Below are 14030 nucleotides of genomic sequence, written 5' to 3'. Positions count from 1 at the left end.
ACAGAAATTCAAAACAGACGCCCGACCGTTCCCGGCCCAAAATTGACTAGGCCGGGGGATATCCCACCTGGGTGAGGGCCTGCCGCAAATCGCCCACAGGCCGCCCAGAAGTAATCCGCACCTGTTTGGTTTTGGGATCCCCTTCCACCTGCGCCTGGGGATCCAGTTGCCGCACCGCTTGCGCAATGGTGTCTATACAGGCCCCACAGGCCAGCTTGGGCACCGTCAAAACAACCTGCATCTTGGAAAACCCCCCCAATGCCACTGAAAGGATGCTAAACCTTACAGTGGACTGGAAGGTCAAGAGGGAGGCTGAGGCTCGTCCATATTCCAGCGGTAGTCCACCTGATAGCCCCGCTGTCGCCACTCTTCCTCCAGTTGCACCTGTTGGGTGAGGGCTTTGCGCAGGGAGTTGATCAGCTCTTGCGTGCGGCCTCGGTTGCCAAAATCCTGTTCCTCTACTGCCGGAAAGGTTTGCCGCTCCAACACCCGCAGCAGAAATTCGTAGTGGATATGAGCCGGCACAGGAATACGTTTCATCGATCCAAGCAATCCTTAGAGATCAATTGTTCTCGCAGAGATCCATTGATAAATGGTTTTCATTCACTGAGATGACAACAGGTGGCGCACAGCTTGGCCGGGATCCGGCTGTCTCACCAGAGCTTCCCCCACGAGCACAGAGCGCACCCCCCAGGCCCGCAACTGCTGCAGATCGGCGGGGGTATGGATGCCGGACTCGCTGACCACAGGCAGATCGCCAAGGAGCTCCGAGTGGGCGGCCAACAGGTCGCGCGTTGTGTTCAAGTCCACCGTAAAGGTTCTCAGATCGCGATTGTTGATGCCAATGAGCACCTGCCCCCTGGAGTCTTGCAGTTGGGGCAAACGCAGCACCCGCTGCAACTCTTGGGAAGTGTGCACCTCCAGCAGAGCTGCCATGCCCAATTGCCGAACCAGCTTGAGAAAATAGCCCAAGTCCGCATCCGAGAGAATGGCGGCAATCAGCAGCACCGCATCTGCCCCCAGGCTGCGGGCCCAGAGGATTTGGTAGGGGTAGAGGATGAACTCCTTGCAGAGGATGGGGATCCCTACTGCCTGACGGATCCGGCGCAGATACTCGCCGCTGCCCTGAAAGAACCGCTCATCTGTGAGCACCGAGAGACAACTGGCCCCACCGGCTTCATAGCTCTGGGCAATGGCTACCGGGTCAAAGGGATCCCGCAGAACGCCGCGGCTGGGAGAGGCTTTTTTGACCTCGGCAATCACAGAGATAGGGTGAGGCGACTGGGTAAGAGCCGCCACAAAATCCCGCACCGGCGGAGCCTGATCCAGTTGCCGTTGCAATTCCTTGAGGGGAAGCTGCTCCCGTTGCCGCTCCACCTCCTGCTCTTTATGCCAGACGATCGCTTCCAAAATGTGGCGCGGTTTGGCTTCCGGCGCTGTTGTCTGGTACACCTGAGAGGCTACGACCACCGGCGGGGCAGGAGAACGCCGACGAACAGAAAGCGGCTCACCTTGCAGCTCCATACAACCCCCGAACACAACTCTACACCACACCCTAGACTACTTTAGTGCTCCGCCACCGGTTTGAATAGCTACCCCGGACATCCCCAAAACTCATCTGGCGAAGGCGTTTTTTTTACCCTATGGTTGAGTCTAGAAAGGTGGTGTAGTCTTTATGCGCCTCGGCGAGCCATGTTCTGGCGGCCGTCCATTTTTCCTCGGCCAGGGGCAGTGGCTCGGTGGGGTCAAGGCTGGTGCTGTCCATGCTGTTTTAGAGGAGTTCAGGCGTGCTGTACCTAGCAGAGCTGTCCAAGCCGATTGGGTTTGCCAAGTCGTCTCTGCAATTGCTGGCCAAGCAGCAGCAGGACAATACCTGGGTGGCCGTGAACGAAGAATCCATTACCTTGGAAGGCCGCATCGCCCAGGAGGCTGGGCGCTTCAAGGATGGGTCATTGGTGCTGGCGGAAATCTCCGGCAACCGTCAGGTCGCCCGCATCAGCGAAGCCGCTCGCCAACTGGTGACCTATCTGCAAAACTTCAGCCAACTTCAGCTCAGAGCCCGCAGCCAGGAAGAGGAGATCGAGGTTTGGAAACAGTCCCTCACCTTTCAGGCGCATGAGCTTACCCGCCGCGAGATGGAGCTAGCAGCCCAGGAAGAAGAGGTGCAGCGGCTGTATGAGCAATACAAGAGTGTGGAGGAAGATCGCAAACTTCTGGACAGCCTCAAAGAGGAACTGGCAGCCCAGCAAGCTTACTTAGCTGAACAACAGCGCCTGATCGGAGAGCAGCGGGAAGCTCTGAATCGGCAGCGGCAAGAGTTGGAAGCCCAGTTGCAAGAAGCTCGCTCCAGCCGCTTGGGGGAGGCAGAAGCAGCGCAGCTACAGGCTTTGATGCAACAGCTCCAGGAGAGTCTGCATCCGGCTGGAGATCCCTTGGCGCTTCTGCAAAGCTTGAAAAGCCACATTCAGCAGCAGCAGGAGCACTTGAATCAACAGATTGCCCAACTGGAAGCAGAACGTCAGCAGGCCCAGGCCCGGCAAGACGAGCTGGATCGAGACTACCGCGCTTGGCAAGAACGCCACACCGCTTGGTGGGCATCCCGACAATCCCTGGAGCAAAGCCAAGCAGAGTGGCAAACTCGACAGGGATCCCTGCGAGCCCATCAAGAGCACCTGCAGAGGATTCTCCAGCAGCTGCAATCTCAAGAGAGCCTATACCAGAAAGCCTCTCGTCTGGTGCAGGAATATGACTTTATCGTCGATGGCAGCAGCAACGGCAGGGCTGGGGAGCCGGCGATCTCGGTCGAGGAGCTGGCGGCTTTGGTCAGCCAACTGCGCCGAGATTACGAGCAGCGGGCGGCCCAGGTCAGCCAGCAGCGGGCCGAACTGGAGCAAAACCGGCAAACCCTGCGGGAGCTGCAAGAGCGGCTGGCCAGCGCCTCTCCAGAGGAGCGGTTTGACATCGAGATGGATATCGACTATGCCCAGTCTGCCTGCAGTGCTTTGGAAGAAGCCCTGCTGCCTCAGGAAAAAAACCTGCAGCGAGAGTATGAAGAGTTGACCCGCCAGGAAGCCCGCCTTAGACAGCTGCAAAATCAAGCTGCTGCCCCGGTTCAGGTCGATATTGGGCCGCTCCTGGAACAGATCGGCAGCCAGAAGCAGGATCTTCTCCAAGAAAAAGGTCGTCTGCAAACCCTCATTCAACAACTGGAATCGTCCTTGCCTTCTCAGCAGGAGCAGCTCGCCCGCCAACGGCAGGAATTGGAGCAGCAGTGGCAACACCTGGAGCAAGAGGAGGGATCCCTGCGGGCGCGCGCCCAGGCCATGGCAGAAACCTGGGGTCGCCTCAATCACCTGCAGGCCACCCTCTACCCAGAGCGGGATCGATGGGCAGCGTTGGCAGGAGAATTGGCGCAGTTGGAGACGGAGCTGGGCCAACACCAGGCCAGAAACTCCACTGCACACGCCCACGTCCAACAGGTACGCTCTCTCTTGGCTGCCCTCACGCAGGCGTGAGGAAGTCCACGTTTCCTATGCAGGGTGGGGAAGAAGCAGCGCAAACGGATCCCTTCGGGCTCGGTGCGGAACCTACGGCCTTGATTGAGGAAAACAAATCTGTTGACATACCCCCCGCTCTAGAGGGCAAGGATTCTGGTTTCTGGTTCTACGACAGCACTTACGAGGAACTGCGTAGCGGTAGGGCGGGGCTTTAGATCCAGTTTTTTGGTACAATTCGGTAGCATCCTGCAGCCATTAAGGCTCCCAATTTTCCGGCAGGGGGACTGCAGAGGTCGCTGCGCTTTCCCTGACGCTTGACTTGCAGTTGCCGAGGATATTCCAGTGTGAGGTCAGCTTGTGCGAATTGCGGTTGATGCGATGGGGGGCGACTACGCTCCCGAAGAGATCATCAAGGGCGCCTTGCTGGCCCATCGGCATCTCCGGGTCGGGATTGCGCTGGTCGGTCGTCCAGAGTCCCTCAAGCCCTTTTTGCCTCAGCCCTTGCCTGCTGGGATCACCATCGTGCCTGCCGAAGAGGATGTGGGCATGGCGGAAGAGCCGCTGATGGTGCGCAAAAAGCCCAAAGCCTCCATCAACATCTCGATGCAACAGGTGCGCTCCAACCAAGCGGATGCCGTGGTGGCCGCCGGGAATACCGGAGCAGCGATGGCTGCGGCCTACCTGAATTTGGGCCGGCTGGCAGGGATCGATCGCCCGGCCATTGGCGCTCTTTTGCCCACTTTGAAAGGCAAGCCGGTGCTGCTGCTGGATGTGGGGGCCAATGTGGATTGCCGGCCCCGCTTTTTGGAGCAGTTTGCCCGCATGGGATCCCTCTACTGCCAGTGCGTGCTGGGGATCGAGAAGCCGCGGGTGGGCCTGCTCAACATCGGCGAGGAGCCCAACAAGGGCAATGATTTGGCTCTGGCCACCCACCAGCGTCTGGCCCAGTTGCCAGGGATCCATTTCGCCGGCAATGCCGAGGGGCGGGATGTGCTGACCGGGGAGTTTGATGTGGTGGTGTGTGACGGCTTTGTGGGCAATGCCCTCCTCAAGTTTGCCGAAAGTGTTGGCCAGGTGATCACCCAGGTGCTGCGGGAGGAGCTGCCCCGCGGCTGGCGCGGCAAGTTGGGCTGCTGGCTGCTCCGGCCCAACCTCAAGCAGGTAAAGCGGCGCATGGACTACGTGGAGTATGGCGGTGCTTTGCTGCTCGGCGTCAACGGCATCTGCGTGATTACCCACGGCAGCTCCAAGGCGCCGATGGTCTACCACGCCATTCGCCTGGCCAAAGAGGCGGCAGAACAGAAAATCCTACAGCGGCTGCAGGCGGAAATGGTTGACCCTCGCGAGTCTAATCCCAGCTCTGAACGGCCTTTAAGGACTCCGTCCCGCTGTCGCGAACAGTCCGCCTCTGACTCCGTCCCGCTGTCGCGATCAGAGGTGCTGCCTCTGCGGCCCTTGGATTGCGTGGAAGGGTAGTGTCCATGCCCAGCAATGGCCTCCCGACCGTGCGGCTGGTGGGGGCAGGGGCTGCCCTGCCGGATCCCTGCCTGAGCAACGACGATCTCGGCCAGATCGTCGAAACTTCCGACGAATGGATCTGGCCCCGCACCGGCATTCGTCAGCGGCGCATTCTGCCCCCTGAGCTGAGCTTGGTGGATTTGGCGGTCCAGGCAGCCAAGGCCGCTTTGGCTCAGGCCGGGATCTTGCCTCAAGACCTGGATTTGATCCTGCTGGCCACTTCCACCGGTGTCGATCGGTTTGGCTCGGCTCCTCAGGTGCAGGCAGCTCTGGGAGCAACGCGGGCGGTGGCTTTTGATCTGACGGCAGCCTGCACGGGCTTTGTCTTTGCAGTGGCCACGGCAGCGCAGTTTTTGCAAACCGGGCTGTACCGGCGGGCCTTGGTGGTGGCGGCGGATGTGCTCTCCCGTACGGTGGACTGGGCAGATCGCACCACCTGTGTCTTGTTTGGAGATGGGGCCGGGGCGGTGGTTCTGGAGGCGGGGGAAACCGGCGGGATCCTCAGCATTGAGCTGCGCAGCGATGGCAGTGGCAGCCAGCTGCTCAGCTTGTCCATGGCTACAGAGGCCAAGCCCCTGGTGGGATCCCTGCAGGTGGGGCAGTATCGCTGCTGCCCCATCGCCATGAATGGCCGCGAGGTGTACAAGTTTGCCGTCCAGGCGGTGCCGGAGGTTATCGAGAAGGCTCTCTTCCGGGCCGGGATCCCGGCGGAAGCAGTACAGGGATATTTTATTCATCAGGCCAACCAGCGCATTCTCGATGCGGTAGCCAAGCGCCTGCAGCTGGATCCGCAGCGGGTGGCCAGCGTCTTAGAGCATTACGGCAACACCTCGGGCGCTTCGGTGCCGATTGCCTTGGCCACTTGGATCGAGCAAGGACGCTTTGGCGCCGGCGATCTGGGGGTAATGGCAGGCTTTGGCGCCGGCCTTACCTGGGGGGCGATTGTGTTTCGTTGGGGGAAATGAATTGATGACTGTTGCCTGGATCTATCCCGGCCAGGGATCCCAAGCGGTAGGCATGGGAAGGGACTTGCGGAACTGGCAGGGAGCAGCCCAGAAGTTGGCTTTGGCCCGCCAGATGCTGGGATGGGATCCCTTAGCTCTGTCGGAAGACCAGATCCACCAGACCGGCTACACACAACCGGCTTTGTTCACCGTATCGGCCCTGTTGACGGACTATCTCTACGCCCAGGGACAGGCTCCTGCCTGCACTGCTGGCCACAGTCTGGGCGAATACAGCGCCCTCTACGCTGCCGGCGTGTTTGATTTCGAAACCGGCCTACGGCTGGTGGCGCTGCGGGGCCAACTGATGGAAGCTGCAGGGGATCCCCCGGGCAGCATGGCGGCAGTGATGGGGTTTGACCGCGACAAGCTGGAGCACCTGTGCCAGATGATCCCCGATGTCACCCTTGCCAACGACAACAGCCCGGATCAGGTGGTGATCAGCGGCTCAGTGGAGGGGGTGCAAGCCGTCTGTGAGCAGTTGCAGGCCAAGCGCACCGTTCCCCTCAAGGTAAGTGGCGCCTTTCACTCGCCCTTTATGCAGGCTGCTGCCGAGGAGTTTGCCCACACCTTGCGCGCTGTTGACTTTCAGCCGCCGCGAGTGCCCGTCTACAGCAACTGCACTGCCACCGCCAGCCGGGATCCGCAAGCCCTTAAGCAGGCGCTGCTGGCCCAGATGACTGCCCCTGTCCGCTGGCGAGAAACCGTGTTGCAGATGGCCGCCGACGGCATCCAAGAGGTGTGGGAAATCGGCCCCGGCAACGTGCTGACGGGCTTGGTGAGGCGAACGGTGCCGACCCTGACGCGGTGCAATTTCAGCAACCTCAGCAGCTAGGGGATCTGCTATGGAGCATGACTCTAGTCAATAATAAGCTCAACTATACTGAAAATAATGTATAACATGCTCAGTACGGATTACTACCAGTTGATCTTTCTGTTTACTTTCGAGTCTGCCAACATGGTAGCCAAAGCAAAGCAGAAAATTGGTAGTAAGACGACACGGAAACTGCGCTTTGGGTATTCTACTCAAAGCTTTGCGGGATACCGCCATTCTGTTTGGAAACAAACAGAATGCTATCGCTGCATAGTTGAACAGTGATGTTCAGCAGTGTTCAGCGTAAATGTATCAGCTCCGCTAACGCGACCAGGATCCCTCCAAGTGGGATCCAACCGGCAAGCGACCCTGGGCCCGGATCTGTCCCAACAACACCTGCAGCAACGCCTGTAGAGAGACGGGGGTAGTGCCGTAGCAGGCCAAATAGACCGGGATCTGGGGCAGGGCAAAGGCGTCGTAGGGGGATCCCAAGGCCAACCCAATCACCTTTTCCGGCGGAAGGGATCCCAGCAGCAACCTCTGCGCCGGATGCCGCCACGTCTCCAGGGATCCCACCAGCACCTGCGCAGCCCTTTGAGCCCCTTCTTGGGCAATCCGCTGCTGTTCGGGGGTGGGATCCAGAGGGATGGAGAACACTTGGGCAGCGGGACAGGCTTTTTGCAGCAGCTCCCCCAACAAAGGTACAGGGGTGATAAGCAGCGGGTCAGGGGCCAAGGGAGGCAGGGATCCCCGTACTAGGGTGATGCTGTCTTGGGCGATTTGGCGGGCCAGCGCCTGGTGGCTTTCCAGGGTGGAAGGGGGGAAAGGGGGGCAGGGGGATCCCAGCCTGTAGCGCCGCTTCAAGGCCAAAATCCGCTCCACCGACTGATCCAACTGTTCAACCGACAAGCGCCCGGCGCGAAACTCCCGCAGCAGATGGGCATAAGCTTCTTTTTGGATGGCCGGGGTAAAGCCGGGATCTGCCCCAAACAGCAGCACATCGGCCCCTGCCCTAAAGGCCAGTTCTGCCGCTTCGGGAATGCCGTAGGTGCGGGCAATGGCCCCCATGGTCAGGGAATCTGTCAGGACGAGACCCTGGAAACCCAGCCTCTGCCGCAGCCAGCCCGACACCACCTCAGGGGCCAGCGTTGCCGGTCGCACGGATCCCAGAGCCGGCATCACTACATGCGCCGTCATCACCGCCTCTGCCCCTGCCTGGATCAAAGCCTGAAACGGGCGCAATTCCGTGGTTTGTAGCGCCTCCAGGGGACGATCCACCCGCGGCAACCCCAGGTGGGAATCGATATCGGTGTCCCCATGACCGGGAAAATGTTTGGGCGTGCAGAGGATCCCGGCTTGCCGATAGCCGCGCCACAGGGCGAGGCCGTAATCTGTCACCTGTTTCGGGTCTGACCCAAAGGCTCGGATGCCGATGATGGGGTTGTGGGGGTTGCTGTTCACGTCCACAACAGGGGCGAAGTTGAGGTTAAACCCCAAACTTCTTAGCTCCGTTCCCACCGCACGGGTCATGGCTTCCGCCTTGGTCAGGGATCCCGCTGCTGCCACTGCCATGGCGCTGGGGAACACCGTCACCCCCTCGGTAAGGCGCACCACCGGCCCCCCCTCTTGATCAATGGCTATCCACAGGGGGACAAGGGCTTGTGCCTGAGCCGCGGCAATGAGCTGGGCCACCTGAGGCAACGTTTGAATGTTGCCGGCAATCGAATAGAAGATCAGCCCGCCCACGTGGTAGTCCCGGATCATCTCCTCGAGAGCGGAGGAAAACTCAGCTCCCTCAAAATAAACCAGAAACAGTTGCCCCACTTTCTCCTCAAGGCTCCAAGCCCTGGGATCCACTGCGGCAGCGGGACGGGGTCCTATCGAGCATGTCAAAGCAGATGTCCTTGGGCGTCGCTGCCAAGAAAGCCGGTCAGGATGAGCGTAAACTACCCGACACCAACCGCTAGGCGGTACGGAGCGGGCTTTTAGTAGCCCTGCAGTTAGCAAGCCAACCACGAGCCTCTGGGGTGGTTTACAGCACCCCCAATCGACCGTTACCAGTGCCTTAAACAACCGTTTCTGGTGCCCGCAGTATTATTATAGCATTCCTCCCGACACCGACCCTACGGGTACAGTGCGGGGCTCCTGCGATTTCTAGCTGAAGTGGCTCTTGCAGGTTTAGAGTGGCGATTGACTTGTAGTTGTGGCCATACTGGAGGGATGGCGTAAAGAACTGTAACCTCAGCAGTACACCAGAGTCATCTTGAAGTGCAGTGATGAAGTGCAGTGAAATAGTGCAGTAAAATTGTCTCTAAGGCGTTCTTTGTTCTTTGTGTTGGTTCTAGCTCCCCTTTCTCCTTAAAAAAAGAGGAGTTGTGAGTGAGAGAAAACCTACCCAAACATTACCTATGGTCAAAACAATCTTCAAGACAATCTCCTCTTCCACCCTGGGGTCGATGATGTTGCCTTTCTCCTGCCGCCAGCTTTGGATAACTGCCTTTCCCGCGTTGGCCGGAGTTACGGTGGCTATTGGCGGCCTTGGGGCGGGAGGATCCCTGTGGCAGGCAGGAGCAGCAGGTTTGGCTACGGGGATGACGGGCTATGTGGCTTCTGCTCTATCTGGGAGCGAGGCCAAAGTCAAAATCCAGCTTCTGCAGCACCTCGAAAATCGACAGAAGCAAAACGAAATCACTCCTTCAGACCTACAGCAATTGCAAAACGAGTTGGCCAGTCTGCGTGCTGCCCTTGAAGATTGGGCAAAAGTCCAGCAGAAGGGGGTGGCTGCTGCCCAACCTTATGATGAGGCTCGTTCGCAAGCTCAAACTCCTCAGCTTCATTTTGAAACAGAGATCCAGATCCAATCTCAAGAAGAACGACTTCCTCAGTTACGCGCAGAAGAGCAAAGTCTGAAAGCCTCGATTGGAGATTTACAAGCCAAGAAACAGAAACTCATTCAGTCCCTTAAGGAGGGCATAGCCAAGGTAGAACAACTCCAATCAAAACAGAATCTCCTCAAGCAAGATATTGCCCGCTTAACCCAGGCTGATCCCTCAACAGCTGCTGGCAACTTCGCGGAACGGCCATCCGTTCCCAAAAAAGGATCTCCAGACGTATCTCTCAACTTGGCCCGCATGACCAAAACTGCCGCCGGCGTCGCATGGGCCGACAAATATGACGAAGTCTTTGCAACCCTCGAGGAGCGAATCGACAACCTGGAAGATAGCGCCAGAGCAATGGCAGAACTGGCATCGATGGAAGGCAACGGTAGCCGGTAGGGGCAGACATCCCATCCCAATAGCACCGAAACGGTTCACAGCTCTGGCTCGCCAAAGCCCCGCAGAGGGTGAGCATATTCTGAGGGGGTCAGGCCCTTAGCCTGCACCAATACTCCAAAGCCCCCCAACCCCATGGGATCCAGCAGCGCATGAAGAGCGGATCGCCGCCGCAAAACTTGGCCCACATCCACAGCTTCGCCGCCAACCGAGCTCCCCATTTGGCTGAGGGCAGCCAGCCGCTCGGTCAATCCCAGGTTGACCAAAAAGCTGCTTTGCCGGGTGAACCCCAGACATTTTAGCCCCAGAGATTCTCCCACCTGCTCTAGGGTGGTAAAGTCCACATGAGCGGTGAGATCCTGGGATCCCACCCGAACATAGGGATCCGTGTAGCTGCCGTGCTGTCGATAGGCCAGGAGCGTACCTTGGGCGCGGTGGGGGCTGTAGTAGCGCTGGGCGGTGTGGCCATAATCGATGGTGAGCACGTAGCCTCGCCGGAGCTTGCGGGCCAGGAGCTGCAGCCACTCCAAGGCTTTTAGGTTCACCTCGGTTTGGTAGCCCGACGGATAGGTTTCTACAGGGATCCCCAAGCGGGCAAAATACTCCCTCAGCTCAGGAGTGGACAGATCCCCCAGCACTTCCCGGAAGTTGGCTTCTGCAGCCTCGCCGCAATCGACATAGATTTCCCGCAAAGCCCCATCCTGTACCTGCACCCGATGCACCGGAAAAGCATCCACCAGCTCATTGGAGAAAAAGCAGCCTGTAACTGAGTTATCCGGGATCCCGTCCCAATCCAACCAGCGCACCTTCTCCTCAAAAGGAGCCAATCGCTCCTGTTGGAGCCGCCGCAGGTGGGCAGAACGCTCCAGGATCCCATAGTCCAGCGCCTGCCAAAAAGAGGGCTGTTCGCGTAAGCGGGCCGCAGGCCTTGCAGAGCGCACGTAGGTCAGCCAATCCTGGGCCAGGCGACCGCTGCCCGCCCCCATCTCGATCACCTTGAAGTCAGGGGGGGATCCCAAAATGTGCCAGAACTGGTGGATTTGCTCCGCCAACAGTTGGGCAAAGTCCGCCGCCAGGTGGGGAGAGGTGAGGTAGTCGGGGCCAATCGGGGATCCCTGCTCGTAATAGCCCAACCCTGGCTCGTAGAGAGCCCACTCCATAAACTGGGCAAAGGTCACCGGTCCCTGAGCGCGAATGCGGCTGACAATCAACTCCCGCAACTTCTGCGTGGCCTGAGGTGTCGATAGAGAAAGACTCAGGTCGCGTAGGTGTTGCTCAGGAGCGATCACAGGTGAGGATTCCAGGGATCCAGATTTACTCAACTCAAACTTACTTGTTCAGGGGACGACGCCAATTTTGGCGAAACTGACGGTTCGAGACCAACAACACAGGCCAGAGGGCCGATACCACCCACTTCCCGGAGCCCGAATAGATGCGATCCGCCTTGCGGGCCGAGTACCAAACTCCTCCTGCGTAGATTGCCAAGAGCAAAAAAGGCCACATCTCAACCCATCCTATTCAACGCTGCTCACCGAGTCAGGGATCCTCAATCAGTAGGCATCCTGCAGCTCATAGAAGTCAGGCGTGATGTAGTCCTTGCGCAGGGGCCAACCTATCCAGTCTTCCGGCATTAAAATCCGCTTCAGGTTCGGGTGTCCCTCGAAAACAATGCCGTACATGTCGTAGGTTTCCCGTTCCTGCCAATCCGCCGACTTCCAAATCCAGTATACGGAAGGCAGCCGTGGATCGTGGCGAGGCAACTTTACCTGGAGCCGCACCTCCTGAGGGCGATCCGCCCCGTCTGACAGCTTGATCAGGTGGTAAAGGCTGACCAGTGGCTGCCCTGCCCCCAGGTCATACCCGCACTGGCACTCCAGGTAGTTAAAGCCGTAGGCATAGAGGGCGGTACACAGGGGCAGAAGAAAGTCCCGCTCCACCTCCAACAGCTCTACCCCCGCTGCGTCTCTCCCCAAATACTGGTGCTCGAAGCCGTTGTCGGCCAGAAACTGGGAAACCGGGCCCCGCTCCAACGTCACCAAGGGTTCCGACTGCTCGCCTACCGCTGGCGGCGCTTGCTTTTCTCGGGCATTTTCCTCTGCCATCTCACATCCCTCCTCGCAAGGCTTTGAGCTGCTGTTCCGCCTGCTTAAAGTCGGCAGTTTGCAAAGCCGGGGGCACCGGCAGGCCGATGGCAGCAGCCAGTTCCGGCGGAGGAGCTTGGCGGGTCTCGCTCTCCAGATACTTGCCGGTGATGATCTCCGGCACAGGCTTAAGGTTATGCTTGACCGTGTAGTAGCGGTGGGTTTGTTGCAGACGGCCCCGCTCCCGCATGTCTTCTGCAGCGATCTTCTTGCGCAGCTTGACAATGGCATCCATGATCGCCTCTGGACGAGGGGGGCAGCCAGGAATGTACACATCCACCGGGATCAGCTTGTCCACCCCCCGCACTGCCGTGTAGGAATCGGAGCTGAACATGCCACCGCTGATGGTGCAAGCCCCCATGGCAATCACGTACTTCGGCTCAGCCATTTGCTGGTAGAGCTTGACCAACGCCGGAGCCATCTTCATGGTGACCGTGCCCGCCGTGATGATCAAATCAGCCGTGCGCGGCGAAGAACGAGGCAACAGGCCAAACCGGTCGAAGTCAAAGCGGGATCCCAGCATGGCAGCAAACTCGATGAAGCAACAGGCAGTGCCGTAGAGCAGCGGCCAGAGGCTGGACATCTTGGCCCAGTTGTACAGGTCGTTCACCGTCGTCAGAACGACGTTGTTGGAGAGGTCGGTAGTCACCTGGGGGGCAGCCCCCGGAAACAGAACCTGCGATTTCTCAGACATCATGACCATTCCAGCGCTCCTTTTCTCCAGGCGTACACAAGACCCACCACGAGGATGGCGATGAAAATCAGGGCCTCCACAAAGGCCAACAGCCCCAAGCGGTGGAACGCCACTGCCCAGGGATAGAGGAACACAGTCTCTACATCGAAAATGACGAAGACCAGCGCGAACATGTAGTAGCGAATGTTGAACTGGATCCAGGCTTGCCCAAACGGCTCCATGCCCGACTCGTAAGTGCTGCGCCGCAGGGATCCCCGCCGCTTTGGCGCCAAGAGTGCAGAAGCCCCCAGAGCCAAAACCGGCAGCAGAGAGCAGAGGATCAGGAAAACCAGCAAATACTCGTAGCCGGACAGAACAAACACGACGCCAGACCGCCTCAGTTGCTCAACATTTAGATACGTTTCCAGTATAGAGCCAGTCTGTGGCTCCCCTGCGCCACCGGATCTTCAGTTCTGGTGATGATCACGATTATTGGGAGCGGCGTTTCTCCAGCCAACCCCACACTCCGCTCACCACCGCCCCGGCTATCAGGATCCCCAAAGCTGGCTGAAACAAAGGCAGCCAGAGCCGCATCCAAAGCTTGTACCCCAGTGGGATCCCAAGAAAGGCCCCGGTTACGGAAAAGACAAACCAGACAAACCCGGCGAACACCAGAAAGACAATGGCAATCAGGAAGTTATCCAGCCAGCGCTTGAGGTCAGAGGAAACCATAGGGATTGAGGCAGAACAGCTTGAAGTAGACCCAGAGGCAATCTGGGAACCGAACCTTTTGGGCCGCTAATGCCGATATCTCAGCATCTTTCACCCAGACAGACTGCCGGAATAAGTTCAACAGACAGGGTAGCTTACCCCAGCACTTGGTGAAGATCCCACGTGCACCTTTTTGGGTAGAGTAAGCTGTGCCGGCCCGCTGCTGACCCGCTGTGAACACAACCCAAAACCACGGTAGCGCCAGTAGGATTCCCCAGCCAGCCTGCTAACAACTAAGTGAGATTTCCCTTCTGCCGCTTGGTCAGCTCAGCTAGAAATCGCAGGAGCCCCGCACTGTACCCGTAGGGTCAGTGCCGGGAGGAATGCGCTTTGATGAAGTACA

At 58.8% G+C, this 14030-nt stretch carries 15 protein-coding genes; 5 read left to right on the top strand and 10 right to left on the bottom strand.

The window, feature by feature from the left end:
• Positions 1-46 precede the first annotated feature (46 nt).
• The 3 genes from NW805_RS07870 to trpC form a co-directional block, all read right to left on the bottom strand.
• On the bottom strand, positions 47-241 hold the full coding sequence (locus tag NW805_RS07870) for a copper chaperone (RefSeq protein WP_414383147.1): 195 nt from the start codon (positions 239-241) through the stop codon (positions 47-49).
• Between the two features lie 59 nt (positions 242-300).
• Positions 301-540, bottom strand: coding sequence for a DUF5340 domain-containing protein (locus tag NW805_RS07865; RefSeq protein ID WP_041436722.1), 240 nt, complete (start codon positions 538-540; stop codon positions 301-303).
• Positions 541-603: 63 nt separating this feature from the next.
• Complete coding sequence (gene trpC / locus NW805_RS07860) at positions 604-1524, bottom strand: indole-3-glycerol phosphate synthase TrpC (RefSeq protein WP_414422168.1); 921 nt, start codon at positions 1522-1524, stop codon at positions 604-606.
• A gap of 263 nt (positions 1525-1787) precedes the next feature.
• On the opposite strand from trpC, the gene hmpF reads away from it, so the two are divergent.
• The 4 genes from hmpF (at position 1788) to fabD (ending at position 6851) form a co-directional block, all read left to right on the top strand.
• Positions 1788-3515 carry a pilus motility taxis protein HmpF gene (gene hmpF, locus NW805_RS07855; RefSeq protein ID WP_414422167.1) on the top strand — a complete coding sequence of 576 codons (1728 nt, stop codon included), beginning with the start codon at positions 1788-1790 and terminating at the stop codon, positions 3513-3515.
• A gap of 360 nt (positions 3516-3875) precedes the next feature.
• Complete coding sequence (gene plsX / locus NW805_RS07850; RefSeq protein ID WP_414422227.1) at positions 3876-4973, top strand: phosphate acyltransferase PlsX; 1098 nt, start codon at positions 3876-3878, stop codon at positions 4971-4973.
• Positions 4973-5980 (top strand): beta-ketoacyl-ACP synthase III, encoded by a 1008-nt coding sequence (locus NW805_RS07845; RefSeq protein WP_414422166.1) that lies wholly within the window; start codon positions 4973-4975, stop codon positions 5978-5980. Before plsX ends, NW805_RS07845 begins: the two co-directional genes overlap by 1 nt.
• 4 nt (positions 5981-5984) lie before the next feature.
• Positions 5985-6851, top strand: coding sequence for an ACP S-malonyltransferase (fabD, locus tag NW805_RS07840; protein WP_414422165.1), 867 nt, complete (start codon positions 5985-5987; stop codon positions 6849-6851).
• A 300-nt stretch (positions 6852-7151) separates the two neighbouring features.
• On the opposite strand, the gene NW805_RS07835 is transcribed toward fabD, so the two are convergent.
• Positions 7152-8654, bottom strand: a complete 1503-nt coding sequence (locus NW805_RS07835) for a glycoside hydrolase family 3 protein (protein WP_414422164.1) — start codon at positions 8652-8654, stop codon at positions 7152-7154.
• 767 nt (positions 8655-9421) lie between these two features.
• Here NW805_RS07835 and NW805_RS07830 point away from each other — a divergent pair.
• On the top strand, positions 9422-10105 hold the full coding sequence (locus NW805_RS07830) for a hypothetical protein (RefSeq protein ID WP_414422163.1): 684 nt from the start codon (positions 9422-9424) through the stop codon (positions 10103-10105).
• A gap of 35 nt (positions 10106-10140) precedes the next feature.
• On the opposite strand, the gene NW805_RS07825 is transcribed toward NW805_RS07830, so the two are convergent.
• The 6 genes from NW805_RS07825 to NW805_RS07800 all read right to left on the bottom strand — a co-directional run bounded on the left by NW805_RS07825 (position 10141) and on the right by NW805_RS07800 (position 13648).
• Complete coding sequence (locus tag NW805_RS07825; RefSeq protein ID WP_414422162.1) at positions 10141-11424, bottom strand: class I SAM-dependent methyltransferase; 1284 nt, start codon at positions 11422-11424, stop codon at positions 10141-10143.
• A 7-nt stretch (positions 11425-11431) separates the two neighbouring features.
• Positions 11432-11605, bottom strand: a complete 174-nt coding sequence (locus NW805_RS07820; protein WP_414344869.1) for a hypothetical protein — start codon at positions 11603-11605, stop codon at positions 11432-11434.
• 47 nt (positions 11606-11652) lie between these two features.
• Positions 11653-12204 (bottom strand): NAD(P)H-quinone oxidoreductase subunit J, encoded by a 552-nt coding sequence (locus tag NW805_RS07815; protein WP_414358109.1) that lies wholly within the window; start codon positions 12202-12204, stop codon positions 11653-11655.
• A 1-nt stretch (position 12205) separates the two neighbouring features.
• Entirely contained in the window at positions 12206-12946 is a 741-nt protein-coding gene (locus NW805_RS07810; protein WP_414374115.1) for an NADH dehydrogenase subunit K, read from the bottom strand.
• Positions 12937-13299 (bottom strand): photosynthetic/respiratory NAD(P)H-quinone oxidoreductase subunit C, encoded by a 363-nt coding sequence (gene ndhC / locus NW805_RS07805; RefSeq protein WP_414331498.1) that lies wholly within the window; start codon positions 13297-13299, stop codon positions 12937-12939. The genes NW805_RS07810 and ndhC overlap by 10 nt, the downstream gene beginning before the upstream one ends.
• Before the next feature lie 106 nt (positions 13300-13405).
• A complete protein-coding gene (locus tag NW805_RS07800) occupies positions 13406-13648 on the bottom strand; it encodes a hypothetical protein (protein ID WP_414422161.1) in 243 nt (80 codons plus the stop codon).
• Positions 13649-14030: the final 382 nt, after the last annotated feature.

The organism is Synechococcus sp. W60.1 (genome assembly GCF_047461575.1).
Classification (GTDB): Bacteria; Cyanobacteriota; Cyanobacteriia; order Thermostichales; family Thermostichaceae; genus Thermostichus.
This window is presented reverse-complemented; position numbering and strand designations above follow the sequence as displayed.

Coding starts and splice junctions, on each gene's coding strand:
- NW805_RS07870 (WP_414383147.1), bottom strand. CDS start 241: ATGCAGGTTGTTTTGACGGTGCCCAAGCTGGCCTGTGGGGCCTGTATA.
- NW805_RS07865 (WP_041436722.1), bottom strand. CDS start 540: ATGAAACGTATTCCTGTGCCGGCTCATATCCACTACGAATTTCTGCTG.
- trpC (WP_414422168.1), bottom strand. CDS start 1,524: ATGGAGCTGCAAGGTGAGCCGCTTTCTGTTCGTCGGCGTTCTCCTGCC.
- plsX (WP_414422227.1), top strand. CDS start 3,876: ATGGGGGGCGACTACGCTCCCGAAGAGATCATCAAGGGCGCCTTGCTG.
- fabD (WP_414422165.1), top strand. CDS start 5,985: ATGACTGTTGCCTGGATCTATCCCGGCCAGGGATCCCAAGCGGTAGGC.
- NW805_RS07830 (WP_414422163.1), top strand. CDS start 9,422: ATGACGGGCTATGTGGCTTCTGCTCTATCTGGGAGCGAGGCCAAAGTC.
- NW805_RS07820 (WP_414344869.1), bottom strand. CDS start 11,605: ATGTGGCCTTTTTTGCTCTTGGCAATCTACGCAGGAGGAGTTTGGTAC.
- NW805_RS07815 (WP_414358109.1), bottom strand. CDS start 12,204: ATGGCAGAGGAAAATGCCCGAGAAAAGCAAGCGCCGCCAGCGGTAGGC.
- NW805_RS07810 (WP_414374115.1), bottom strand. CDS start 12,946: ATGGTCATGATGTCTGAGAAATCGCAGGTTCTGTTTCCGGGGGCTGCC.
- NW805_RS07800 (WP_414422161.1), bottom strand. CDS start 13,648: ATGGTTTCCTCTGACCTCAAGCGCTGGCTGGATAACTTCCTGATTGCC.